A 26,163-nucleotide genomic window follows, 5' to 3' on the forward strand; every position below is an offset into this window, starting at 1 on the left:
CTCATCGCGGGCAGCCCGCTCCCACATGGTTTGTGGTACTAAAAAGCATTCGTTGTCAGTGGATAAAGCTGTTCATCGAACTGCGACAGCTTCGGAAACTCCAGCGGCTGTTCATCACTCAGCTGTTGCAACCTCTGGTCGTAATCAACTAGAAATTGTTGCCGCGCCTCATCGCTGATGTACGGCACATGCCAGGCCACGAACGGTTCCAGCACGTCGAAGCCAACATAAGCCAGGGTGCCGCGCAGAATCGGCCGCAGCATGTCCTCCAACGGACCATGGATCGCCTCTTCCCCAAACATGTGTTCACGGCCTCCCAAGGTTACGGTGACCAATGCCTTCTTGCCGGCAAGCCCACCCTGATCATAGAAACGCTTGCCGCCATAGCAAATCCCCGACACCAGCACCCGATCAATCCAGCCCTTGAGCATCGCCGGGGTGGAGAACCAGAAGATCGGGAAGTTGAGAATCAGCAGATCGGCCCACAGCAGCTTGTCCAGTTCTGACTGGATGTCCGCCGCCAGCGACTGGCTCTTCACACCCAGGCGTTGTTCCAGGGCGTAGACCAGGTACTCAGGGTTTTCCCGGGACGAGAAGTCATCGGCGCTGGCCACCGGGTTCCAGTTCATCTTGTACAGGTCGCTGACCTGCACTTCGTGGCCCTGGGCTTGAAGGGTGGCAATCGCCTGGTCGCGCAAGGCGGCGGTGAACGATTGTGGCTCTGGATGAGCGTGGACGATCAGTACTTTCATGGGGGTTCCTTAGACTTTTTCCAGCGTAGGATTTGTATTTGGGATAGCACGGCTGGCCAGCAGGCGGTCGAGCCAGTCGGGGTCCATTTGTGGTTCGGAGGAAAACAGCAGTCCGGTGTAGTCCTGGTGCGGTGGGGTGAAGATAGCGCTGCGCGAGCCATGATCCACCACCCTGCCCCGTTGCATTACCAGCACTTCGTCGGCGATCGCCCGCACGGTGGCAACGTCATGGGTGATGAACAGGTAGGCCACGCCGAGCTGTTGCTGAATGCGGTTGAGCAACTTGAGCACGCCTTCGGCCACCAGTTGATCGAGGGCCGAGGTGACTTCGTCGCAGATGATCAGTTGCGGATCGGCCGCCAGGGCCCGGGCGATGCAGACCCGCTGTTTCTGCCCGCCGGACAATTCACGGGGCTGACGCTCCATGAAGGTCGCAGGATCCAGCTCGATCATCTCCAGCAGTTCGGCGACCCGCGCACGCATGGCCTTGCCCTTGAGCCCCAGATAGAACGTCAGTGGCCGGCCGATGATGTCGACGATGCGCTGGCGCGGGTTCAGTGCCGTGTCGGGGATCTGATAAATCATCTGGATGCGCCGCAGTTGCTCCTTGCTGCGTTGGCGAAAGTCCGCTGGCAGCGGTTGGCCGTCATACAGCACCTCGCCGTAGGTCGGCGGCAGCAAACCGGTAATCAGCCGCGCGGTGGAGCTTTTGCCACTGCCGGATTCGCCGATCACCGCCAGGGTCTGGCCACGGTACAACTTCAACGAAACGTCGTGCAGCACCGGCTGATGACCGTAGCTGGCGCAACTCTTGCGCAACTCCAGAAGTGGTTGTTCCTGCTGCGGCAACGCCTTGGGCTCGGTGCGGAAACTGCGCACCGCCCACAGCGACTTGGTGTAGTCCTCCTGCGGATCGCCGAGCATCTTGCGGGTCTCGGCCTCTTCCACCAGTTTGCCGTGGCGCAGCACCATGATGCGGTCGGCCATCTGCGCCACCACCGCCAGGTCGTGGCTGATGTAGATCGCCGCGCTGCCGTAGGTCTTCACCGCATCGCGAATCGCCGCCAGCACCTCGATCTGGGTGGTAACGTCGAGGGCGGTGGTCGGTTCATCGAAGATGATCAGGTCCGGGTGGCAGGCCATCGCCATGGCGGTCATGACCCGCTGCAGCTGGCCGCCGGAGACCTGGTGCGGGTAACGCTGGCCGATCTGTTCGGGGTTGGGCAAGCGCAGCACGCGGTACAATTCCACCGCCTCACGCATCGCCTGTTCACGGCTGATGCCGCCGTTTTTCACCGCCGTCTCGACATGTTGATCGATCAGGCGGTGGGCCGGATTGAACGAAGCCGCGGCACTTTGTGCGACGTAGGCGATGCGCAAGCCGCGCAACTTGCGCAGGGCTTCGGGTTTGGCCTTGAGCAGGTCGATGCCGTCGAAATGCACGGTGCCGCCGGTAATCTTGCAGCCGTCGCGGGTATAGCCCATGGCGGACAGGCCGAGGGTCGATTTGCCCGCCCCGGATTCACCGATCAGCCCCAGCACCTCACCGCGTTGCAGGGTCAGGTCGATGCCCTTGATCAGCGGATGCCATGCGTCCTCGTAATGGCCTTCGATGTGCAGGTTGCGGATTTCCAGCAAAGGTTTTGTAGTCGTCATGTTCAGCATTCCTTGAGGCCGCTGGATTTGTGCAGCATCCAGTCGACGACGAAGTTGACGCTGACCGTGATCAAGGCCACGGCCAGGGCAGGCAGTAATGGACTGATGTCGCCGAAGGTGATCAGCACCGCGTTGTCGCGCACCATGCTGCCCCAGTCGGCGGTGGGCGGCTGGATGCCCAGGCCGAGGAACGACAGCGCGCTGATGAACAGGAACACGAAGCAGAAACGCAGGCCGAATTCGGCAATCAGCGGCGCCGCCGCATTCGGCAGTACCTCGCGGGTGACCAGCCAGCACAGGCCTTCACCGCGCAGGCGCGCGGCCTCGACGAAGTCCTGCACCACCACGTTCATCGCCACGGCGCGGGACAGGCGAAACACCCGGGTCGCATCCAGCAGTGCAATCACCAGCACCAGTGAAGTCGCGTTGGTGCCGACCACACTGAGAATCAGCAAGGCGAAGATCAGTTGTGGAATGGCCATCAGGATGTCCACCACCCGCGACAGCCCCTGATCGATCGCACCGCCCTTGATCGCCGCGATCAGGCCGCAGGTCCCGCCAAGCAGGAACGCCAGCACCGTGGTCAGGAAGGCGATGCCCAGGGTGTTGCGCGCGCCATAGACCAGGCGGCTGAACATATCGCGCCCCAGGTTATCGGTGCCCAACAGGAACTGCCCGCCCCACGGCGCGAAGCCCTCGCCCACCACCTGGGTTTCGCCAAACGGCGCCAATACCTCGGCGAACAGCGCCACCAGGATGTACACAACGATCACCAGCAATCCGAACTGCGCACTCAGCGGCGCCCGGAGCAAAGTTTTAAGCAGGCTCATGGTCTACCCCTTTGGATGCATCAGGCGTGGGTTGCTGGCAATCGACAGCACGTCGGCGCTGGTATTGAGCAGGATGTAGGTCGCGGCAAAGATCAGGCTGCAGGCCTGCACCACCGGGATGTCGCGCTTGGCCACTGAGTCCACCAGCAACTGGCCGAGGCCCGGATAGACAAACACCACTTCGACCACCACCACGCCGACCACCAGGTACGCCAGGTTCAGCGCCACCACGTTGACGATCGGCGCCAGGGCGTTGGGCAAGGCATGGCGGAAAATGATCCGCGACTGGCTGATGCCCTTGAGCCGGGCCATTTCGATGTAGGGGCTGGCCAGCAGGTTGATCAGGGAGGCGCGGGTCATGCGCATCATCTGCGCGATCACCACCAGGCTGAGGGTCGCTACCGGCAGCACCGAGCGCTCCAGGACCTCACCCAGCGAGGCGTTGGGCGAGAGATTGGAAATGCTCGGGAACCAGTTGAGCTTCACCGCGAACACCAGGATCAGGATGTAGGCGACGAAGAACTCGGGGAACGACACCGCGCTCAGGGCCGAGGTGTTGAGCAGGCGGTCGAACCAGCTGTTGCGGTACAAGGCCGCGAGCATCCCCAGCAACAACGCCAGCGGCACCGACACCATGGCCGCCAGCAAGGCCAGGCTGAAGGTGTTGCCCAGGCGATTGCCGACCAGTTCGGCGATCGGCCGCTGGTTGGCCAGTGACACGCCCAGGTCACCGTGCAGCAGTTGCCAGATCCAGTGCCCGAAACGGGTCAGGGGCGGCAGGTCCAGGCCCAGTTGCGCGCGGTAGGCCGCCACGGTCTCGGGGGTGGCGGACTGGCCGAGCATGGCCTGGGCGATATCGCCCGGGAGCAGGCCGACGGCGAGGAAGATGATGACTGAAACGGCGAACAGCGACAGCAGGCCCAGGGCCAGGCGCTGCCCTAATAGCTTGAAAATACTTCTCATCGTGCAGTTCCTTGAAATGGACACGCCAATGGGGCTGCGAACCCCAACTGTAGGAGCCGGCTTGCCGGCGAAGGCGTCTTCATTGCCAGTGCAAGACTTCAGGCCGCCTTCGCTGGCAAGCCAGCTCCTACAGGCGATCTTCATTGTTTGTGAGATCCCGGTGTCAGGCCTGCCACCAGCGCTCGATTACGCGCAAGCCGTCGAGTTCGCCGTAAGGCGCGGTCTGTCCGCCGTGCGCCACCTTGTTGGACCGCGCCGCCACCGAGCTTGCGAACAGCGGCACGATCGCCCCGCCGTCATCGCGGCACAGCGCCTGCATTTCGTTGTACATCTCGCGGCGCAGCGGCTCGTTCATTTCGCCCCGGGCGGCGTTGAGCAGTTGGTTGAAACGCGGGTTGTCCCAATGGGTTTCGTTCCACGCCGCGCCCTTGGCGTAGCCGATGCTGAACATGCGGTCGGCGGTCAGGCTGCTGTACCAGAACGAGGTGGTGAAGGGTTGCTTCATCCAGACGTTGGAGAAGAAACCGTCGGCGGGCTCGCGCACCACATCGATGTCGATCCCCGCCGCCCGCGCCTGCTCCTTGAACAGCACCGAGGCATCGACTGCCCCGGTGTAGGCCGCGTCGGAGGCCTGCAGGCGGACCTTGAGCGAATCCAGGCCGGCCTGCTTGAGGTGAAAGCGCGCCTTGTCCGGATCGTAGGTGCGTTGCGCAAGCGACGTATTGATGAAGCGGCTGCCGGGCTGGATCGGGTGGTCGTTGCCCACCAGGCCATAGCCGTACAGCACCGACGCCAGCAGGGTTTCGCGGTTGATCGCGTGCTTCATCGCCAGGCGCACGTCGTTGTTCTGGAACACCTGGCTGTCGGTGAGCATCGGGAAGGTGTAGTGCTGGGCGCCCTTGGTTTCTTCGATCACCAGGTTCGGGTTGCGCTTGAGCAGCGCCACGGTCTTGAGGTCGACCTTGTTGATCACGTCCACTTGCCCGGTGACCAACGCGTTGATTCGCGCGGCGCCGTCGCCAATCGCGAGCAGCTCGGCGCCAGCGAAGTGCGCCCGCCCCGCCTTCCAGTAATCCGGGCTGCGTTCCAGGGTCATGCGCACACCCGGTTCGAAGTCCTTGAGGCGATAACCGCCGGTGCCAATACCTGCCTGCCAATCCGGCACGCCGTCCTTGCTCGGCATGATCACCAGGTGGTAATCGGCGACCACGTAGGTGAAGTCGGCGTTGCCCGAATGCAGCTCGAACACCACGCTGTCACTGCCATTGGCGCTGACCTTGGCCACATCGCCCAACACGGTCTTGGCCGCCGAGCTGGATTTTTCCCCGAGGTGGTGCTGGATCGAGGCAACCACATCCTCGGCGGTCAGGCTCTTGCCGTTGTGAAAGGTCACGCCCGGGCGCAACTTGAAGGTCCAGACGCGGGCGTCCGGGGTCGAGGTCCAGCTTTCAGCCAGTTCGGGGATCGCCGTGCCGTCGACGGCAATTTCGGTCAGGGTGTTATAGATCGCCGAGAAACCGACAAAGGTGAAGGTGTCGACCCAGGAGCCGGGGTCTTTCGAGTCGGTGGTGCTGGCACCCGCCAGGCCCAGGCGCAGCACGCCGCCGGGTTTCGGAGTCGAATCCGCCGCCATGGCGCCAAACGGCAAGCCCATGGAGAACGCTCCGGCCACCGCCGCAGCTGCCGCGCTGTACTTCAAGAAGTCACGGCGAGGAAAGCTCAATTCATGGTTCGCTTGAGTAATCTTGTTTTTGTTATCGCTCATTGCATTGCCCCTGATCAAAAACTAATGGAATACCGGTTCAAAACCACGCAAGACACCGGGCCAGGGCCCGGTGCGCAAAACCTTTGAATCGCCAACAGTCACACCTGGATCGCCTTCACTTCAACGAACTCGTTTAACCCCTCTTCTCCCCATTCACGTCCGTTACCGGATTGTTTGTAGCCGCCAAAAGGCGCCTGGTAATTGAATGCCGCGCCATTGACAAAGCACTGGCCCGCCCGCAGTTGCCGGCCCAATTGCAAGGCGCGCTCGGCACTGCCGGCCCAGACGCCGCTGGACAGGCCGAACGGCGAGTCGTTGGCGAGCTGGATCGCCTGCGCCTCATCGGCATAGGGGATCAGGCACAGCACCGGGCCGAAGATTTCTTCCTGGGCGATGCGCATGCGGTTGTCGACATCGGCGAACAGCGTCGGGCTGACGTAATAACCCCGCTCGAACGCCAGCGCCGAGTCGCCGCCACACAGCAGTCGCGCGCCTTCCTGCTGGCCGACCTTGATGTAATCGAGCACGGTGCGGCGCTGTCCGGCCGAACACATCGGGCCGAGGAAACTTTGCGGGTCGAGGGGATCGCCCATGCGCAGACTCAGGGTTTGCGCCAACGCCAGTTCGACGGCCTCGGCATACCGACTGGCCGGCAGCAGCATGCGGGTCAGCGCGGTGCAGGTCTGGCCGGAGTTGATCATCACGTCCTGCACGCCATAGCACACCGCAGCGGCCAGGTCGGCGTCCTCGGCGATCAGCAGCGGCGACTTGCCGCCCAGTTCCAGGCACACCCGCTTGACCGAAGGCGCCGCCGCTTGCGCGACCCGCACCCCGGCGCCGGTGGAACCGGTGAACGACACCATGTCCACGTCCGGGTGCCTGGCCAGGGCTTCGCCGACTTTCGAACCGGGCCCGCTGACCAGGTTGAACACCCCGGCCGGCAGGTCGATGGCCTCGATCATCTGCGCCAGCAGGAAGGCGTGCAGCGGGGTTTCCTGACTCGGCTTGACCACCACCGTGCAACCGGCCGCCAATGCCGGAGCGAGTTTGCCGATCAACTGGTGCAGCGGGTAATTCCACGGATTGATGAACGCGCAGACACCCACCGCTTCGCGAATCACCAGCGAGTTGCCGACTTCGCGCACTTCGTCCATCAGGCCGGCGAGTTCGACGTATTGCTCAAGACCGATGATCGGCCCGTCCACCTGCACCGAGCGACACCATTGCACCGGCATCCCCAGTTCAGTGGTGATCACCGCGGCCATTTCATCGGCGCGGGCGCGCAGTTGTTCGGCCAATGCGCGGATGTAGCCGGCACGCACGCTCGACGGCGTGCGCGACCATGGCCCGAAAGCCTTGCGCGCAGCGGCCACGGCGTTGTCGACATCGCGTTCGTCGCCCAGGGGCACGCTGCCGGCAACCTCGTCGGTGGCCGGGTTGATCACCTCGGCGATGCCCTGGCCCGACGGGGTTAACCAGCGTCCATCGATAAACAGTGCCTTGTGGTTAAGCATGCAGCTGAGCCTCCATCAGTTCATGGGCACAACGGGCGATGCGCTGACAGGCATCGCGCAAAGGATCGGTGTCGACCACCAGGCCGAGGCGAATGTGCCCGGCCGCACTCGGGCCGAAGGCTTCACCGGCCAGCACCGACACACCGTGGCGATCGAGCAGGCGATCGGCGAACGCCTGGGCGCTGAGCCCGGTTTCGCGGATATCGACCATCACGAACATTCCGCCATCGGGCTTCAGGGCGCGCACGCCGGGGCAATCGGCCAGGGATTCACACACCAGGTCGCGACGCTGGCGATAGGCTTCGCGCATGGCGTCGAGTTCCGGCAGGTTGCTTTCCAGCGCCACCACGGCGGCGTCCTGGATGAAGTCCGGCGAGCCGTAGAGCATGCACAGCGCGAGGTTTTCCAGGTGCGCGCTCAGGGACGGCGACGCTACCACCCAACCGACGCGCCAACCGGTCATGGCATGGGATTTGGACAGGCTGTTGAGGGTCGCGGTGCGCTCGGCCATGCCCGGCAGGCTCGCCGGGCTGACGTGCTCGCCCTCGAACAGCAGCTCGCTATAGACCTCATCGGAAATCAGCCACAGATCGTGGGCGATGCACAGTTCGGCCAAGGCTTGCCAGGTGCTGCGCGGCAGGCTCGCACCTGACGGGTTGTGCGGACTGTTCAGCGCCAGTGCGCGAGTTCGCGGGGTGATGCGGGCGGCGACGTCTTCCGGCAGGACACGGAAACCGTTCTCGGAACGCACCGGCACTGGCACGACCTTGGCGCCGCAAGCGCCGAACACCGCTTCGTAGGTGACGTACATCGGCTCGGCAACGATCACTTCATCGCCCGGATTGAGTACGCACTGGGCGACGCTGAACAACGCGCATTGCGCCCCGGCCAGCACCGTGACCTCATCGGCCGAAACCGCCTGGCCGCTGCGTTGCTGATGACGCCTGGCGATGGCTTCGCGCAGGGCTCGCTTGCCGCGTACCTCGGCGTAGTGGGTGTTGCCCGACAACAGGCTGTCGATCGCGCCTTGGATGATGGGTTGAGGCGTGTCGAAATCCGGGTCGCCCACGGACAGCAGCAGGATGTCTTCGCCCTGCTCGCGCAACGCCAGCGCGCGGTAGTGAATATCCCAGGCGGCGGCGCCGTCACCGGCGATTCGTTGCGTCAGATCGGAAAAGCGCATGGCCCTACTCCCTCTAAAAGTTGAACGTCAGCGAACGCAGGCGTGCTTGAGTTCGATCAGGGTGACGCCGTTGCGATTGAAGCCATGGCGCAGGTCGGTTTGCAGTTCGGCGAGGTTCTGCGGCTGGGTCACGGTGCAACCGAAGGCACGGCCAAGGGCGGCGAAATCCGGGTTGCGCGGCAGTACGCCGATCGGCTCGATGTCCAGGCCGAGCATGTCGTCGCGAATCTGCCCCAGCGCGTCGTTGTTCCACAGCAGCACCACCAGCGGGCTGTCCAGTTCTTCAACCGCGGTGGCCAATTCCTGCGCGGTATAGAGGAAACCGCCATCGCCCACCAGCACCAGGCCCGGGCGCTGCGGTGCGCCGAACTTGGCGCCGATACCCGCTGGCAAGCCGTAGCCCAAGGTGCCGTAACCGGTCGGGTGCAACCAGCTGCGGGTGGCCTGGCTGGCGAAGGCGTAGTTGCCGGTGTAGGCCAGTTGGGTCATGTCGGTGCTGATGAAGGCGTCTTGCGGCAGTTCGGCGGCGATGCGCTCAAGGATGGCTTGATGGATCGACTGCAACGGGCCGTGGCTGGCCTTGACCGCTTCACGCAATGCGGCGACCGAGGCAACTGCAGCGCTGGCATCACGTATATCGTCAGGCAGCCGCTGCAGAATCGCGCTGAGGGTTTGCTGTGCATCACCTTGCAGGGCCACCGCACATGGGTAGAAATCGTTGAATTTGCGCGGATCGATGTCCACCCGCAGCAGCTCGGCGTTGAGCGGCAGGCGTTCGCGCCAGAAATCGGTGTCGGCCATTTCGGTACCGACCGCCAGTACCACGTCGGCCTCGGCGATCAGGTTCCAGCCCGGTTCCACGCACAGCGACGAACCGGCATTGAGCGGTGCGTCGGGAGCCAGCAAGCCTTTGCCGGCGACGCTGGTGAACAGCGGCGCGGCCAGTCGGGTGCTGATTTCCTTAAGCTCTGCGGCGGCATTCAGCGCGCCGCCGCCAGCGATGATCATCGGGCGTTTGGCGCTGTGCAGCCTGGCCACCGCCTGATCCAGCGCAGTCGCTGCGGGCGTGCCGCGACCCGGGCGACGCACCACCTCGTTGCTCCAGTCACGCGCCACCGGTGCCGACAGCACGTCCAACGGCACCGAAATGTGCACCGGCCGTGGACGCTCGCTGTCGAACACCGCGTAGGCACGAGCAACCAGTTCCGGCAGGTCTTCGGCGGTCAATGCCACGGCGGAGAACGCGGTGATCGGCGCAGTCATGGCGCGCTGGTCCTGGCACTCGTGCAGGATCCCCCAGCCCTTGCCGAGGCTGGCCGTGTGGTTGACGCTGGAAATCACCAGCATCGGAATCGAGTCGGCGTAGGCCTGGCCGATGCCGGTGGCGGCGTTGGTCACGCCGGGGCCGGTGATGACGAAACACACCCCGGGTTTGCCGCTGACCCGGGCATAGCCGTCGGCCATGAAACTGGCGCCCTGTTCATGGCGGGTCAGCACGTGGCGAATCCCGCTGCCGGGCAGGCCGCGATACAGCTCCAGGGTGTGTACGCCGGGAATGCCGAACACGGTATCGACGCCGTAGTTGGCCAGCAGGCGCACCAGCGCCTGGCCACCGGTCAAGGTTTTGCTTTGCATGTTCAGGTCCTCACGCATGGCCGATGCGAATCAACGCATCGACCGCGGTCGTGCCAAGGGCGCCGACCAACAATGGGTTCACATCGAGTTCCAGCAACTGCGCGGCGTTTTCGCAGGCGTAGTCGGCCACGGCGCGGATGGCCGACACCAGAGCGTCCAGGTCCGCCACCTCGCGGCCGCGAAAACCTTGCAGCAACGGGGCGCTGCGCAGGCTCAGCAGGGCTTGGCGAATCGCGCCGTCGGTGGTTGGCAGCAACAGGCTGCGACTGTCCTTGAGCAATTCCACCAGAATCCCGCCTGCGCCAATCACCAGCGCCAGGGCAAAATCGTTTTCGCGCTTGATGCCGACGATCAGTTCGGCCAGCGGTGGCTTGGCCATCGGCTCCAGCAGCACCTGATCGAAAGGCACGCCCGGTGCGTAGGCAGCAATGTTCGCCCGCATGTTGTCCAGGGCAGCGCTCAGTGCCGCGCCGTCCTTGAGGTTCAAGGCGACGGCGCCGGCTTCGGTCTTGTGCGGCAATTGCGCACTGACCGCTTTTAATACCAGTGGAAAACCCAGTGCTTCGGCGTCTTTCAGCGCCGTGTCCGGGCTGCTTAATACACCGTTGGGCGTCGGTAGACCGAACGCACGCAACGCCTGTTTCGAATCCCATTCGTTGAGCAACCGGCCTTCGCCTTCCAGCGCTTGCGGACAGAGCGGCACCAGGGCCGATTCACCCAACGCCAGCAATGCCTGACGGTTGCGCTGATAACCGGCGATGCGACCCCAGGCCGCCAAGCCATCTTCGACTCCTTGCAATGCCGCCACACCTTGGGCATGCAGCTGCTCGCGGGCGTGGGCCGGCAACAGTTCCGGGAATGCCGAGGTGACAAATCCGGTCTTGCCATGCCGTACCAGCGCCTTGCAGTACAGGTCCAGCAGCAGGTCGCACTCCTTGCGCTCGCCGGTAAATTGCGCCGGGTAGTCGAGCACCAGCATCGCTGCGTCTGCTTCGGTGCGCAGGGCGCTGTCGAGCATGCGGTTCAGGGCCTCGCCGTCGCCCCAGATCGCCGTGGTGAAATCCAGCGGGTTGACCAGGTTGGCGTAGCTCGGCAGCACCTCGGCCAATTCGCTGACCTGGCCGGCATCGAGCTTGGGCAGACTCAAGTCATTGCGCTCGGCGTAGTCGGCGATCAGCCCCGCATCACCGCCCGAACAGGCCAGCGCGATCAGGCTGTTGCCCGCTGGCAGGTTGCCGCAGGCCGCCGCTTTCAGGGTTTCGACGAAGCTCACCGGGCCGCTGACGCGAATCACCCCGAGGCGATCGAACAGCGCGTCGTACAACGCATCGGAACCGGACAGCGAACTGGTGTGACTGAGGGCCAGTTCGGCACCGATCTGCGACACACCGGTCTTCAGCGCGATGATCGGGATGCCCTTCTCCAGTGCCTTGTGCGCGGCTCGGGCGAATCCCGGGATGTTCTTCAGGCCTTCCAGGTGCAGGCCGATGGCGGTGACACGCGGCTCGTCGAGCAGCACGTCCATCAGTTCGGCCACGCCCAGTTGCGCCTGATTGCCGACCGAGGCCATGTAGGCCACCGGCAGCGATCGGTCGCTCATGGACAGGTTGTAGGCGAAGTTGCCGCTCTGGGTCAGCACTGCAACGCCCTTCTCCACCGCCTTGCCGCCATGGGCCACCGGCCACAGCGCGCTGCTGTGCAGGTAGTCGAGCAGGCCGTAGCAGTTGGGGCCGAGCAAGGCCATGTCGCCCGCGGCTTCAAGCAGTTGCTGTTGCAGGGCCTGGCCCTCGGCGCCAGTCTCGGCAAACCCCGAGGCGTAACAGATCGCGCCGCCGGTGCCGATGGCGGCAAGTTCCGCGACGCAGGTCAGGGTCAGGTCGCGGTTGGTGGCGATAAACACCGCATCGGGCCCGCACGGCAGGTCGGCAATGTTGCGCACGCACGGCACGCCTTCAAGGCTGTCGTGCTGGGGGTTGATCAGCCACATCTGCCCTGGGTAGCCGCCCTCGGCGCAGCGCTTGAGGGCGCGGGCCATGCTGCGGCCGCCGACAAAGGCTACATGCCGGGGCGCGAGCATGCGCTTGAGGTTGTCACGAATGGTCTGGGACATGGGAATTCTCCGGGCCGATCAGCGCAGCAGTGGCCGCAGCAGTTCGCGGGAAATGATGTGCCGCTGGATTTCCGAGGTGCCTTCCCAGACCCGCTCGATCCGCGCGTTACGCCAGATGCGTTCCACCGGGCTTTCGTCCATCAGGCCCATGCCGCCAAAAATCTGCACCGCCTCGTCGGCCGCGCGACCGAGCACTTCACTGGCGAACAGCTTGGCCATGCCGGCCTCGCCGTCGGTCATGGTGCCCTGGTCCATTTTCCACGCGGTGTGCAGGGTCAGCAGTTCGGCGGCGCGGATTTGCGTGGCCATGTCGGCCAGCTTGAACGACACGCCCTGGAAGTTGCCGATGGCCTGGCCGAACTGTTTGCGATCCGCCGCCCATTGCAGCGACACGTCCAGTGCCCGCTGCGCCTGGCCCACGCAGTTGGCGGCGACCATGACCCGCCCGGCGGTGAGCCAGGCGTTGGCCACGTCCCAACCCTTGCCGACTTCGCCCAGCACCTTGTTGGCCGGCACGCGGCAGTCGTCGAAGTACATTTCGAAGGTGTGGTAACCGCGGTTGCTCACGCATTTGGGGCCGCGGCGGATGGTCATGCCCGGGGTGTTGCGGTCGACCAGGAACGAGGTCACGGCGTTACGCTTGCGACCGTTGTGTTCGTAGGTGTCGGTGACGGCGAAGACGATGGCGAAATCGGCGTGGCCGGCGTGGCTGATGAAGTGCTTGCTGCCGTTGAGCACGAAGTCGTCGCCCTCACGCACGGCGCGGGTCTTGATCGCGTTGGCGTCGGAGCCCGCGCCGGGTTCGGTCAGGGCAAAGCAGTCGATCTTCTCGCCCTGGATGCACGGCAACAGGTAGTCGTTGATCTGTTCACCGGTGCAGGCCATGAGGATTTTCGACGGCCGCGCGACAAACACGTGCAGCGCCCAGGAGACCTTGGACAGCTCGCGTTCGATCAGCGCCTGGGACAGGTAGTCCAGACCGCCTCCGCCCACCTCTTCCGGCATGTTGAAGGCATAGAAACCGGCGGCGATCGCCTTGCCGCGAATCTGCGCGGCCAGCTGCGGGGAGACTTCGTCGGCGCGGTCGACCTCGGTTTCATAGGGCAGCAGTTCCTTCTCGACGAAGCTGCGTACCGAGTCCACCAACATTTCTTGTTCTTGGGTCAGTTGGAAATTCATGCTGCTACCTGTTGTTCGTTAACCGCGAAAATGGGCGAGATGCTGAAAGCTTCGCTGGCAAGCCAGCTCCTACAGGGGTGCGCAACGCCGACGCAGGCCGGGGTTAGCGACCGACAAAGCTTGGCGGGCGTTTTTCCGTGGCGGCGCGCAGGGCTTCGTTGCCGTCTTCACTGCGCCCGCAGAGCAGGCCGGCGGCCAGTTCCGCCTGTAGCTGCTCGGCCAGGCTGCGCTCGGCGCCTTCGCGCATGAGTTTTTTGGTCTGGGCGAAGGCAAAGGTCGGCCCGGCGGCCAGGCGTGCGGCGAGCTCGCCGGTGACGCTCAGCAGTTGCTCGTCGGCGCAGACTTCACCGACCAGCCCGGCGGCCAGGGCGCGGTCGGCACCCCACAGTTCGTCGAGGAACAGCAGGCGCTTGGCTTGCTCGGTGCCGATCAGCCGTGGCAGGTGCCAGCTGGCGCCGGCGTCCGGCGAATAGGCCATGCTGGTGTAGCCGGCCTTGAAGCGTGCGGACTGTGCGGCGATGCGCAGGTCGCAGCACAGGGTCAGGTCCATGCCGGCGCCGACGGCGGTGCCGTTGATCGCGGCGATGGTGGGTTTTTCCAGGCTGTGCAGGCGGGTCATCAGGGCGTGGGCGGTTTCGGTCCAGCCGTAGGTTTCCAGCGCGCCACGGGCTTCGGCCTCGGCCCACTCCGCCAGGTCGGCGCCGGCGCAGAAGCTGCGACCGCTGCCGGTCAATACCACCACGCGTACCGCGGCATCGGCGTTGAAGGTGTCGAGCAAGGCGTGCAGGTTTTCCAGCGTTGGAATGTCCAGCGCGTTGCGCTGGGCCGTGCGATTGAGGGTGATCCAGGCAACGCCGGCTTCGACCTGACTGAGCAGCGAATCGTGAGTAGTCATGCGAGTCCTCGAATTATTGTGTTTGGTGTGAGGTGATGCGACTTGAGGCCATACTAAACGAGTGTTCAGTAAGGCGGCAATCGGTGAGGAAATGGGCTGTAACAAGCCGAAAAAACCTGTAACACTCTGGTTTTATTGATTTATTTATGGATTGTCGTGCGTATACCGTTGGCGCTGTTACAACTTCGAACAACTGGCGACAGGAGGCAGGTCGAAAATTACCGAACGCCGCAAACCCCTGTAGGAGCTGGCTTGCCGGCGATAGCGGTGGACCAGTCAACAGTGATGTTGAACCTGATGCCGCCATCGCTGGCAAGCCAGCTCCTACAGGGGATGTGCGTGATAGAAGGAATCAGGCAGTCGGCAGGCTCGGAGCCAGCACGCCCCCGCGCTTGCGATGAATCAGGAAGTAGGCGCCATAACACAGCGCAATGAATCCAAACCCCCAATACAGCGACGGTCGCTGGGTTTCATCCAGTGCCAGGAATACGAACAGCGAGCAGCACAGCGCGATGCACATCAGTGGCAATACCGGGAACCACGGCGCGCGGTATTTCAGGTCGCTGAGTTGGCCGCCGTCGCGCAGGTAGGCCTTGCGGAACTTGTACTGCGCCAGCGCGATGACAATCCAGGTCACGGTGCCCGACATCCCGCTCACCGCCATCAGCACCATGAACAGGGTGTCGGCGGCGACGAAACTGGTCATCAGCGACACCAGGGCAAAACACAGGGTGATGCTCAAGGCGCGCAACGGCACGCCGCGCTTGCTCAAGGGCGAAAGACTTTTCGGTGCCATGCCGGTTTTCGACATGGCCCACAGGATGCGCGTCGAGGCGTACAGGCCGGAGTTGCCCACCGACAGGATCGCCGTGAGGATCACGAAGTTCATCAGGTCGGCGGCGTAGGGAATGCCGACCATGTCGAACACCTGCACAAACGGACTTTCCATCAGCCCAGCCTGCTGCCACGGCACGATGGCCGACAGGACGATGATGGCCAGCACGTAGAAGATCAGCACACGGAACACGACGTTGCGCACGGCACGGGGGATGCTTTTTTCCGGCTGATCGGTTTCACCCGCCGCAACGCCCATGATCTCGCAGCCCTGGAAGGCGTAGACCACAGTCATCATCACCGCGAACACCGCGGACAAACCGTTGGGGAACAGCGAATCGCCGATCAGATTGGTTGCCATCGGCGCCGGTGCGCCACTGCTCAGGGGCATCACGCCGAAGATCACCAGCACGCCGACCACAATGAAGCCGAGAATCGCCGCGACCTTGATCCCCGAGAACCAGTATTCGGCTTCACCAAAGGCACGAGTGGCCATGGCATTGATACCGAACAGCACCACCACGAACAGCGCCGACCAGTACCAGATCGGCACCGCCGGGAACCAGCGGGTCATCAGCATCCCGGCGGCGGTGAATTCCAGGCCCACGGTGGTGGCCCAGCTCATCCAGTACACCCAGCCGATCATGAAGCCGGTGGCCGGGCCGATGAATTTGGTCGCGTGGGTCTGGAACGAACCGGACACCGGCATCTGCACCGACAGTTCACCGAGGCAGACCATCACCAGGTACATCAGGAAACCGGCGACCAGGTAGGCCAGGATCGCCCCCACCGGCCCGCCCTGGTTGATGGTCACGCCGGAGCCCATGAACAGCCCGGTGCCGATGACGCCGCCCAGGGACAGCATGAAGATATGCCGGCTTTTCAGCGCTCGGGTCAGTTGGATGCCTTTACGATCAGTGTTTTCACTCATGTCGGCTCCTCAGCAGTCGGTGAGGGGCGCGGCACATGACAGGACGTCATGGTGCAGGGGGGAATCAGCTTTACGGCAATTCATTATTATTATCTCCAATAAGCTTCGAAGACCGCGCTGCGGCGGTTGCGTCGATTATTGGAAAGCCATGTAAGGTCGCGTTGTACGTAAAGATCGAAGTTGTAGAAAGTCGTAACAAATATGTACGTCAGCTCTGCAACAGGCCTTTGAGGGTATGCAGCGAACGTTGCAATTGCGCTTCGACGGCGGGCACCAGTGCTCGAACCGTCGGCTCATCATTGCCCAGCGCGGCCTCTTCCAATGTGCGTAATACCGAGGCCAATGCCCGAAACCCCAGGGAATCGCTACTGCCGGCCAAACGGTGGGCAAGCTGGGCGACTTCAGTGCAATCGTCGGCCTCGATGGCTTCGCTCAGCGCCTCACGGTGTTGCAGGATCGAATCGTGCAGCACGGCCAGCAGGCCCTGTACCTTCTGTTCGCCGAGCAAGGTGCGATGGGTTTGCAGCAACGGCCAGTCCATCGCTTCGTCGTCTACCGGCGATTGGACGGGTGTTACTTGCCCCGCCAGCACCTGCCGCAGGTGTTCCAGCTTCAATGGTTTGGCCAGGATGCCATCCATGCCGGCATCCAGATAACCGCGCACCAGCGCCGGTTGCACGCTGGCGGTCAGGGCAAAGATGCGCGCTTGCCGGTTCGGTCCGTCGTTGCCGCGGATCTGTTGGCACAACTGGACGCCACTCATCCCCGGCAGATGCACATCCAGCAAAATCAGATCGAAGGCTTGCGTCGCGCATGACACCAACGCCTGTTCAGCATCGATGGCCAGCCAGACTCGATGCCCGTCCCGTTGCAGCAGGCCCTCGGCCACTTCACGATTGAGCGCCACGTCCTCGACCACCAGGATGTCCAGCGCCGGGCCTGCCACTTGAGTCGGCGTCAGGCCAACGGCAGCGACGGCCGGCTGCAACGTCAACTCGAACCAGAAACAACTGCCGCGTCCGACTTCGCTGCTGACGCCAATGCAGCCGCCGATCTTCTCCACCAGGTGTTTACAGATGGCCAGGCCCAATCCGGTGCCGCCATAACGCTGGGCGACTTCTTCGCTGGCCTGGGTGAAACGTTCGAAGATCTTCGCCTGCATGGCCGGGGCAATGCCGATGCCGTTGTCGGTGACACTCACCCGCAGCCGCTGTCCCTCTTGGCCTTGAGCCTGCGCGAGCAACGACACCTGGACACTGACGTCGCCGCCTTCAGTGAACTTGATCGCGTTGGCCAACAGGTTGCTCAACACCTGGCGCAGGTATTGCTCGGCGCCGTGGTGATGCTCGGCCACCCGTTGATCGACCCGGCAATTGAGCAGCGTGTCGTTGTCCAGCGCCTTGGGTTCGAGCAGCGTGAGGACTTCGTCGAGCAATTGGCGAATGGAGAAATTCACTGGCTCAGGCAGGCTGGTCCCCTCCTCCAGCTTGGCGAAATACAGCACTTCATTGAGGATGGTCAGCAGCCCCTCGCCGGCCTTGTGCAGCGCGTCCAGGCGTTTGCCGTCCCGGGAGTCGAGACGGGCACCACGGAGCAATTCGGCCATACCGAGGATGCCGTTGAGCGGCGTGCGCAACTCGTGGCTCATGGTCGCCAGGAACCGCGACTTGGCGAGGTTGGCCGCTTCGGCTTCGTCCTTGGCGCGCATCAGGCTGGCGGTGCGGCGCTCGACCCTGCGCAGCAATTCGTCGCGGTTGTCCTGCAGGGCCAGGCGATCGGTTTCCCGGCGATCGATGTCACTGACGATCGCCCTGCGCATGTCGTCGAGGGCATGGGCCACGGTGTCGATCTCGTCGTTCTGCGCACTGCGCCGCTTGTCCAGGCGCAACGGCTCGTGCCATTGCCCGGCGGCAATGCGCCGGGCAAATTCGGCCATGACTTTCAGGTGGCGGGTCACCAGCCGATAAAACAGGCCCGACAGCGCCACCGCCAGGCCGCAGAAAAACGCCGCCATCCACAACAGGTTGGTCAAGCCGGTGGCATACAGGCGTTGATACACCGCCCCCAGGTCGGTGCTGACTTCGAGTTCGCCGAGATGGCGCAACGGCCCGGAGGGCGGTTGGTAATCCAGGGCAAAACGCTCGATGCGCAAGGGCCCTGCAGGTGTGGGATTGCCTTGCACCAGGTCGAAATCGGCACCGGTCAAATGCACCCTGGCGACGTCGGAGAAATCCACCAGGCCGCGCAACTGCACCTTCAACTGTTCCTCATCCAGATCCCAGAGGCTGCGCTCAAGACTGGCCAGGTAACCGGCGCGGATCAGTTCCATGCGCGAGTCGATCTCGCGCATTTCCCGGCGATATTCGATGTACAGCTGCACGCTGCTGGCCAGCACGGTAAAACCCAGGCTGAACAACAGAATGAACAGCAACAGGCGCCGCAACAGTCCACCGCGGCGCGCGCGAATCATCGTGCGTCCGCCGGCAGGTTGATCATGTCGCGGTAGGTCACTTCGCTTTCATTGAGCAGGCGCTCGACATCACCGGCCTCCACCATGCGCTGCAACTGCGCATCGATCTGCGCCATCTGTGCGGCCAATGGCGAACGGCGGGAAACGGCGACTCGCAAGTAGTCCACGCTCAGGGCCTTGGGCAAGGCCACGATGTCTTGCGCGCCGGGCAGGTTTTCCACGTACAGCTCGCCGGTGCGGCGCTCCTGGGTGATGAAATCGATGCGCCCGCGAATCAGCTTGCCGAAGTTCTGCCGGCTGCTGGCGACCCATTCGATGTTGTTGTGCTGCGCGACCATGCGATCGAACGCCAGGCCGTAGCTTTCACCGAACAGCAGGCCGCCACGGTAATGGGCCAGGTCCTGCAACTGTTCGAACTTCACCGGATGCCGACGATTGATAAACAAGGCCACCTCTTCGCGCAGCACCGGTACGCTGGAAAACAGCATGCGCTGTTCCCGTTGCGCGGTGCTGTAGGCCAGCACCACATCGACCCGGCCTTCGGCGGCGTCCAGCAGGCAGCGTTTCCAGTTGCCCAACACCACGACCTCGACTTCGTAGCCGAGTTGGCCGAACAACTGCTTGACCACGCTCGGCGCCAGACCGCGCACCTGTTTGCCGTCGCTCCAGGAAATCGGCGGGTACACCGGGTAATCGCAGTAGCGGATTCTTTCTGCGGCCTGCACCGTGCCCGCAAACATGACCAGCACCCACCAGAGCCAGCGCCCCACTGCCGTCACGCCGCCAGGCTGGCAGTGAACAGGTAACCGGCGCCGTGGATGGTGATGATCAGCTGCGGTTCGGCGGGATCATCGTGCAACTTGCGGCGCAGGCGCCCGACCAGCACGTCGATCGAACGGTCGTTGGGCACCCATTCGCGGTTGCGGATCTGGTCCATCAACTGGTCGCGGCTGAGGGTGTGGCCACTGTTGCGCAAGAACACGCTGAGCAGCTGGTATTCACCGTGGGTCAGCAAGGTCTCGCTGCCAGCCGCGTCGATCAGGCGTCGGCGGTCGGTGTCCAGCGCCCAGTCGGCGAACTGCTTGACCGGTTTGGCCACGGCGGCCACCGGTTGTGGCGTTTGCGCATGGCGCACCCGGCGAATCAGGTTTTTCGCCCGCGACACCAATTCCCGCGGATTGAGGGGTTTGATCACGTAGTCGTCGGCGCCGCATTCGAGGCCGACGATGCGGTCGATTTCGTCGTTGCGCCCGGTGATCAGGATGATCCCGACTTCCGAGCGCACCCGCAGTTCGCGGGTCAGGGTCAGGCCGTCCTTGCCCGGCAGGCGGATATCGAGCATGACAAGGTCGACGGCCTGGCTGGCCAGGAAGGTTTCGGCCAGTTCCGCCGTGGCGGCGCAATGCACGTCGTAGCCTTCCTGGGACAGGTAGGCGTGCAACAGTTCGCGAATCAGCGGATCGTCATCGACGATCAGTACCCGAGGAGTCATTGCTGGGTGTCCTGCTTGTTTCTTATTAGGGGGACTGCATCAGCGGCAGAGAGTAGCCACTGCTGAACGGGTGATCAACAGCTACTCGTCTGTCCACAAAAACGCTGCCGGCCACCGGCCTGCAAACCGTCGACCCAGGCTTCGCAAATCTGGATGCCCTGCTCGGGGGTAAAGGTCCCGGGGTTGAGCCCGGATTCCAGCCACAGGCCATCGAGCAGTGCGCTGAGGCTGATGGCGGCCAGGTCGGCATCGAAGTGCTCCCAGCCCTCCTCCTGCGCCAACTCCCTGAGCACCTTGCCCAGGATCGCGCGGTACTCGCCATAGGAGTGTTCGTGGGCCTGATTGATCGCCTCGGCGGTTTTCACCGCACCCCAGAACGCCAGCCAGGCATCGATCAGTTGCGGGTCGAGCAATTCGGCGCAGAACGAACCCCGGAAAAACGCCGACAAACGCTCGCGGGCATTGGGTGCCGCTTGCTCCATGGCATCGCGCAGCAGGGTCATGACGCGCCCGGTGATCGCCATGTACGCCTCGGCCACCAGTTCATCCTTGCCCGAATAGTGATGGCTGATCAGCCCGACCGACACACCCGCCTCGGCGGAAATCTTGCGGATCGACGCGCCCTGGAAACCATGGCGCTTGAGGCACACCAGCGTCGCCTCGATCAGGTTGGCCTTGCGCAACTCCGGTTCCATGCGGGAAAAACGGGCTTCCTGGTTCATCGGCGACTGCTCCTGGTTTGTCGATCGTTGAACGACTGTACAGCAAGAGGCGGTTTACCTGCCACATCGTGTAATCGTTCTTCGCCGGCGAGCGTGGCGCCTACAGGGCTTTGCGTATTAACCTCGGTACCCGCATCGACTTTGAATACACCTTCATGAATCGCTCACTTCGCAATAGCATTACCGCGTTGGCTGCCATTTGCCTGTCACCCATCGCCGCTGCCGAGATCGAGGTGATCCGACCGGCGCATCCCGTGTGGTTGCTGGAACAACCTGACGCCGAGAATGCCATGCTCACCGCGCGTACCTTCGGCGAGAGCGCGTACGGGGATTATCAGGTCAATGCCACCTTGCTGATAAGTTGTCACGCACAAAGTCAAAAAGCCCGTCTTACCCTGCAGATCGCACCGGCATCACTGGGTTTTGATAGCGATCCCTTTGAAGGTCCCGATGCCACCGCAAGTGGCCCCCTGCACATCACGACGGGAACTCGCGCCACCGTCGACCAGCGGGTTTCTGGCTTTTGGACCTCCGGCGGGACTTTCCAGGTAGGTAGCCTGTTTTCGATCAGTACGGACATCACATCGCCTGAGCTGGACTATTGGCTGAGCGATGCCTCACGGGGGCAGCCGTTGAAACTTTCGTTGGCCCCGGCGAAAACCGGTGGCAAGCCATTGACCGCAACGTTCTTGTTGCCGCGAGACAATGAGAGGTTGAAACAGGCGTGTCTTGGGGCGCGGTTGTGACTCGCGGGCATTGATGTCGCCTGATCGGCCTCATCGCTGGCAAGCCAGCTCCTACAGGGATCTCGCGTACACCCATTACCCCTGTAGGAGCTGGCTTGCCAGCGATGAGGCCAGGCCGAACAACCACGCATACAGATCAATCCCGATACCCCGGCGCCACCCGCTCCAGCAATCTCAACAACGCCGCCCACGCCAGCTGCATGGCATCCGGATCATTCAGCTCACCCTCTTGCAGCGGCCGCCCCGGGTCGTTGAACTGGCGCTCGGTATGCGCGCAAACCTCGTCCGGTGGCAACACCACCTCGCCAGCCGCCTGCGCCGCCAGCTGGATTTCGCAGGCCTTTTCCAGGTAGTACATGCGCAGAAATGCCTGACTGACAGTCTCACCAACGGTCAGCAGGCCATGATTGCGCAGCATCAGCACCGGCTTGTCGCCCAAGTCCGCCACCAGCCGTTGCTGCTCGCCCATGTCCAGGGCCACGCCTTCGTAGTCGTGGTAGGCAACGCGGCCGTAGAACTCCATCGAAATCTGATTCACCGGCAACAACCCGCACTTGAGTGCGGCCACCGCGCAACCGGATTTGGTGTGGGTATGCAGAACGCACTGTGCATCTTCCCGGGCGCCGTGAATGGCGCTGTGGATCACAAATCCCGCCGGATTCACCGGATACGGCGACGGCTCGACAGCGTGACCATTGAGATCGATCTTGACCAGGTTGGACGCGGTGATTTCGTCGAACATCAGCCCGTAGGGATTGATCAGGAAATGATGCGCGGGTCCCGGAATGCGCACCGAGATGTGAGTGAAGATCAGGTCGGTCATGCGAAAGTGCGCAATCAGGCGATAACAGGCCGCCAGCTCTTCGCGCAGGCGCTGTTCGGTAGCGCTGCACACAGGGGCGGTCTGGGCTGTGGCGAGGTTGTTCATGGTGCGGGTTCTCCAGGCAGTTCGGCTGGGCAGACAGTAAGACTGGACGCTTTGACACGTCCAGCCATCCTCGCTACTTATTTGCTGGCCCAGGCATTGAAGCGCTCCTCCAGTTCTTCGCCATGGTCGACCCAGAATTCAACGTTCATCGACAACGCGCCCTTGAGGTTCTGCGGCGCCGTGGGCACCCACTGCGCCAGTTTGTCATCGAGCCGCGCGGCGGCCTGGATGTTGGTCGGGCCGTAGGGGATCTGCTCGACGTATTTCACCTGGGCATCCGGCTGGTTGGCGAAGGCGATGAAGCGCTTGGCCTGGTCGACGTGTCTTGAGCCCTTGATGATCGCCCAATAGTCCATGCCGTACAGGCTGCCGGGCCAGACCAGGCCCAGGTGGCTGCCTTTCTGCGCGGCGTCGGCAATGCGCCCGCTGTAGGTCGAGGTCATCACCACATCGCCGGCGGTCAGCCATTGTGGCGGTTGTGCGCCGGCTTCCCACCACTGGATGTAAGGTTTGAGTTCAGTCAGTTTGGCAAACGCCCGATCCACGCCCTGCGGGGTGTTGAGCACCTTGTACACTTCATCGACTTTCACCCCGTCGGCCAGCAAGGCGAATTCCAGGTTGTACACCGCGCGTTTACGCAGACCACGCTTGCCGGGGGTTTTCTTCACGTCCCAGAAGTCCGCCCATGACGTCGGAGCCTGGGCCAGTTTGTCGGTGTCGTACGCAATGGCCACGCTCCACACCAGCGCGGCGGACCCGCACTCCTGCGCCGCCTCGGGGATCAACTGGTCGGTGTGGCCCAGACGGGTCCAGTCCAGCCGCTCGTACATGCCTTCCTCGCAACCGCGCATCAGGTCCGGGCCTTCGATCTGCACCACGTCCCAGTCGACGTTGCCGGTGTCGACCATGACTTTGATTTTCGCCATCTCGCCGTTGTATTCACTCTGGATCACTTTGCTTTGATCCACGGCGGCAAATGGCTGGAAGAACGCCACATCCTGGGCTTTTTGTCCGGCGCCACCGTAACCGACCACCACCATGTCCGATGCTGCCTGTGCGCTGCCCAGGCCCATGGCCAGGGTCAACGCCAAGGGATAAAAAACGTGCTTGAGCGTATTCGATTTCATCAGTGGTTCCTCGTGCAGGTACCAGGCGACTGCAGGTCGACATGGCCCTTTTTTATTGTTGGTGAGGGTCGCCCCAGGAGCGGGCTCGACACGAAACTACTCAAGGCCTAGTAAAAAAACAAGTTGATTTTTTACTCAAGGTAAATTTCTATAGATAAAACAAAAACAACTCAAACCTGATGCCTCTGTAGGAGCGAGCTTGCTCGCGATGGACCTGAGGGCGACGCGTTCATCCAGGCAACACGCGTTATCGTTAACGTCCATCGCGAGCGAGCTCGCTTCTACACAGGTCAGCCGCCCGGAGTAACCGCACCATGCCGAGCCCGACCCCTGCCTTCGCGCACCTGTTCGAACCCTTGCAGATCCGCGGCAAGCGCCTGAAAAACCGCATCATGTCCAGCGGTCACGACACCTCGATGCCCACCGACAACCTGGTCAACGAGCAACTGATTGCCTATCACCAGGCGCGTGCCGAAGGCGGTGTCGGCCTGATCGTGCTGCAAGTGGCCGGGGTGCATGACAGTGCGCGCTACACCTCCCATGTGCTGATGGCCACCGACGACGAATGCATCGAGGGCTACCGCAAACTTGCACAAACCTGCCATGCCCACGGCGCTGTGGTGCTGTCGCAGGTATTCCATCCGGGGCGGGAGATCATGGAGTCCAGCGATGGTCTGCTGGCGGTGGCCTACTCAGCGTCGGCGGTACCCAACGAGCGTTTCCGGGTGATGCCTCGGGCGCTGGACCAGGCGATGATCGACGAGATCGTCGCCGGTTACGCGGCGGCGGCCCGACGCCTGCACCAGGCCGGCATCGATGGCGTGGAAGTGGTGGCCAGCCACGGATACCTGCCGGCGCAATTCATCAACCCGCGGGTCAACCGCCGTACCGACGGCTACAACGGTGAACTGGAACAGCGTTTGCGTTTCCTGCGTGAAGTCATTGCCGCCGTGCGTGCGGCGACTGATGAGCAATTCATCATCGGGCTGCGCATCTCCGCCGATGAGCGCGATCCTGAAGGGTTGACCGAAGACGAATCATTGGCCGCCGTGCAATCGCTGCAAGGGCAACTGGATTACGTGCACATCGTCGCCGGCACTTCGGCATCGCTCGGTGGTGCGGTGCATATCGTGCCGCCGATGGCGATCGAAGCGGCGTACCTGGCCAAGGAGGCTGGCACCTTCAAGGCCGGCTTGAACATTCCGTTGTTCGTCACCGGGCGCATCAACCAGCCCCAGGAAGCCGAGTTGATCCTGGCCCGGGGCCAGGCCGATGTGTGCGGCATGACCCGGGCGTTGATCTGCGACCCGCAGATGCCCAACAAGACCGACACCGGCCACGTTGAAGATGTGCGCGCCTGCATTGCCTGCAATCAGGCGTGCATCGGGCACTTCCACAAGGGCTTGCCGATTTCCTGCATCCAGCACCCGGAAACGGGGCGCGAATTGATCTTTGGTCAACGCCAGGCAACGAAAACGCGCAAGCGCATCATGATCGCCGGCGGTGGCCCGGCCGGCATGAAGGCCGCCGCCGTCGCCGCCCAACGCGGCCATGACGTGACGTTGTACGAGGCCAGTTCGCAACTGGGCGGTCAGGTGCTGCTCGCGCAATTGCTGCCACGGCGCAGTGAGTTCGGTGGTGCCAGCACCAACCTGCAGCGGGAAATGGAACTGGCCGGGGTGCGTGTGGTGCGCAATACCCGGGTCGACCGAGCCTTGGTGGAGCAGGAAAAACCGGACATGGTGATCGTCGCCACCGGTGCCGAACCCTATTGGCCGGTCTTCGAACGCGGTGGCGAATTGCAGGTGGTGGATGCCTGGCAAGTGCTGCGTGACGAGGTGCAGATCGGCCGTTCGGTGGTAGTCGTCGACTGGCGCTGCGACTGGATCGGCCCCGGCATCGCCGAGCGCCTGACCCGTGCCGGGCATCAAGTGCAACTGGCGGTCAACGGCACCCATTGCGGGGAGAACCTGCCGCTGTACGTGCGTGATCAACTGGCTGGCGAGCTGCACAGGCTCGCCATTCCCATCATCCCCTACGCCCGGTTGTACGGTTGCGACGACAACACGGTCTACCTGCAACACACCGCCAGCGGCGAGCCGATGTTGCTGGAAAATATCGACACGCTGGTGCTGTGCCAGGGCCATCAACCGGTGGATACCCTCGGTGAAGAACTGCAAGGCCTGGTGGAATTTCGCCGCATCGGCGATTGCCTGGCGCCACGTACCGCCGAAGAAGCGATTTATGAGGGGTTGAAAGTCGCGTGGGAGCTTTAAGCCTGTTTATACTCCGGGGCTTTAATGACTAACCCCTACCTGTAGGAGCGAGCTTGCTCGCGATGGACTCGATAGCGCCGCGTTGAACCAGTCATCACGCGTCATCGTTCGCGACCATCGCGAGCAAGCTCGCTCCTACAGGGGTTTGGAACTCA

At 63.1% G+C, this 26,163-nt stretch carries 20 protein-coding genes; 2 read left to right on the forward strand and 18 right to left on the reverse strand.

Going from position 1 to position 26,163, the window contains the following annotated elements; all coding sequences use genetic code 11:
• Positions 1–38 precede the first annotated feature (38 nt).
• The 16 genes from ACYP2Q_RS03220 to ACYP2Q_RS03295 form a co-directional block, all read right to left on the reverse strand.
• Positions 39–752, reverse strand: coding sequence for an NAD(P)H-dependent oxidoreductase (locus ACYP2Q_RS03220; protein ID WP_459729151.1), 714 nt, complete (start codon positions 750–752; stop codon positions 39–41).
• Between the two features lie 9 nt (positions 753–761).
• A complete protein-coding gene (locus tag ACYP2Q_RS03225) occupies positions 762–2,408 on the reverse strand; it encodes an ABC transporter ATP-binding protein (RefSeq protein WP_459729152.1) in 1,647 nt (548 codons plus the stop codon).
• Positions 2,409–2,410: 2 nt separating this feature from the next.
• Positions 2,411–3,238: an ABC transporter permease gene (locus ACYP2Q_RS03230; RefSeq protein ID WP_459729153.1), complete on the reverse strand. Its 828-nt coding sequence runs from the start codon at positions 3,236–3,238 to the stop codon at positions 2,411–2,413.
• A 3-nt stretch (positions 3,239–3,241) separates the two neighbouring features.
• The gene (locus ACYP2Q_RS03235; RefSeq protein WP_459729154.1) at positions 3,242–4,201 is read right to left on the reverse strand and encodes an ABC transporter permease; all 960 of its coding nucleotides are present in this window, start codon (positions 4,199–4,201) and stop codon (positions 3,242–3,244) included.
• 163 nt (positions 4,202–4,364) lie between these two features.
• Positions 4,365–5,966, reverse strand: a complete 1,602-nt coding sequence (locus ACYP2Q_RS03240) for an ABC transporter substrate-binding protein (protein WP_459729155.1) — start codon at positions 5,964–5,966, stop codon at positions 4,365–4,367.
• Between the two features lie 98 nt (positions 5,967–6,064).
• On the reverse strand, positions 6,065–7,480 hold the full coding sequence (locus ACYP2Q_RS03245) for an aldehyde dehydrogenase family protein (RefSeq protein ID WP_459729156.1): 1,416 nt from the start codon (positions 7,478–7,480) through the stop codon (positions 6,065–6,067).
• Positions 7,473–8,663: a pyridoxal phosphate-dependent aminotransferase gene (locus ACYP2Q_RS03250; RefSeq protein ID WP_459729157.1), complete on the reverse strand. Its 1,191-nt coding sequence runs from the start codon at positions 8,661–8,663 to the stop codon at positions 7,473–7,475. Before ACYP2Q_RS03250 ends, ACYP2Q_RS03245 begins: the two co-directional genes overlap by 8 nt.
• A 27-nt stretch (positions 8,664–8,690) precedes the next feature.
• A complete protein-coding gene (locus ACYP2Q_RS03255) occupies positions 8,691–10,298 on the reverse strand; it encodes a 5-guanidino-2-oxopentanoate decarboxylase (protein WP_459729158.1) in 1,608 nt (535 codons plus the stop codon).
• A 10-nt stretch (positions 10,299–10,308) separates the two neighbouring features.
• Entirely contained in the window at positions 10,309–12,408 is a 2,100-nt protein-coding gene (locus tag ACYP2Q_RS03260) for an acetate--CoA ligase family protein (protein ID WP_459729159.1), read from the reverse strand.
• A gap of 18 nt (positions 12,409–12,426) precedes the next feature.
• Positions 12,427–13,587, reverse strand: coding sequence for an acyl-CoA dehydrogenase family protein (locus ACYP2Q_RS03265; protein WP_459729160.1), 1,161 nt, complete (start codon positions 13,585–13,587; stop codon positions 12,427–12,429).
• 103 nt (positions 13,588–13,690) lie between these two features.
• Positions 13,691–14,482 carry an enoyl-CoA hydratase/isomerase family protein gene (locus ACYP2Q_RS03270; RefSeq protein ID WP_459729161.1) on the reverse strand — a complete coding sequence of 264 codons (792 nt, stop codon included), beginning with the start codon at positions 14,480–14,482 and terminating at the stop codon, positions 13,691–13,693.
• Positions 14,483–14,834: 352 nt separating this feature from the next.
• Complete coding sequence (locus ACYP2Q_RS03275; protein WP_459729162.1) at positions 14,835–16,247, reverse strand: amino acid permease; 1,413 nt, start codon at positions 16,245–16,247, stop codon at positions 14,835–14,837.
• A gap of 208 nt (positions 16,248–16,455) precedes the next feature.
• A complete protein-coding gene (locus tag ACYP2Q_RS03280; protein ID WP_459729164.1) occupies positions 16,456–18,717 on the reverse strand; it encodes an ATP-binding protein in 2,262 nt (753 codons plus the stop codon).
• A complete protein-coding gene (locus tag ACYP2Q_RS03285) occupies positions 18,714–19,457 on the reverse strand; it encodes a substrate-binding periplasmic protein (protein WP_459729165.1) in 744 nt (247 codons plus the stop codon). The genes ACYP2Q_RS03280 and ACYP2Q_RS03285 overlap by 4 nt, the downstream gene beginning before the upstream one ends.
• 35 nt (positions 19,458–19,492) lie before the next feature.
• Positions 19,493–20,209 carry a response regulator gene (locus ACYP2Q_RS03290; protein ID WP_459729166.1) on the reverse strand — a complete coding sequence of 239 codons (717 nt, stop codon included), beginning with the start codon at positions 20,207–20,209 and terminating at the stop codon, positions 19,493–19,495.
• Positions 20,210–20,283: 74 nt separating this feature from the next.
• Complete coding sequence (locus ACYP2Q_RS03295) at positions 20,284–20,931, reverse strand: TetR family transcriptional regulator C-terminal domain-containing protein (RefSeq protein WP_459729167.1); 648 nt, start codon at positions 20,929–20,931, stop codon at positions 20,284–20,286.
• A 110-nt stretch (positions 20,932–21,041) separates the two neighbouring features.
• Between ACYP2Q_RS03295 and ACYP2Q_RS03300 the strand changes: the two genes are divergently transcribed.
• Positions 21,042–21,677, forward strand: a complete 636-nt coding sequence (locus ACYP2Q_RS03300) for a hypothetical protein (protein WP_459729168.1) — start codon at positions 21,042–21,044, stop codon at positions 21,675–21,677.
• 136 nt (positions 21,678–21,813) lie between these two features.
• Here the strand turns inward: ACYP2Q_RS03300 and ACYP2Q_RS03305 are convergent, their stop codons facing one another.
• Both ACYP2Q_RS03305 and ACYP2Q_RS03310 read right to left on the reverse strand, forming a co-directional pair.
• Entirely contained in the window at positions 21,814–22,605 is a 792-nt protein-coding gene (locus tag ACYP2Q_RS03305) for a class II aldolase/adducin family protein (RefSeq protein WP_459729169.1), read from the reverse strand.
• A 77-nt stretch (positions 22,606–22,682) separates the two neighbouring features.
• Positions 22,683–23,732, reverse strand: a complete 1,050-nt coding sequence (locus ACYP2Q_RS03310) for an ABC transporter substrate-binding protein (RefSeq protein ID WP_459729170.1) — start codon at positions 23,730–23,732, stop codon at positions 22,683–22,685.
• A 314-nt stretch (positions 23,733–24,046) separates the two neighbouring features.
• Between ACYP2Q_RS03310 and ACYP2Q_RS03315 the strand changes: the two genes are divergently transcribed.
• Positions 24,047–26,008, forward strand: a complete 1,962-nt coding sequence (locus ACYP2Q_RS03315) for an oxidoreductase (protein ID WP_459729171.1) — start codon at positions 24,047–24,049, stop codon at positions 26,006–26,008.
• The last annotated feature ends 155 nt before the right edge of the window (positions 26,009–26,163 follow it).

The sequence above is a fragment of the Pseudomonas sp. MHK4 genome, from assembly GCF_054600775.1.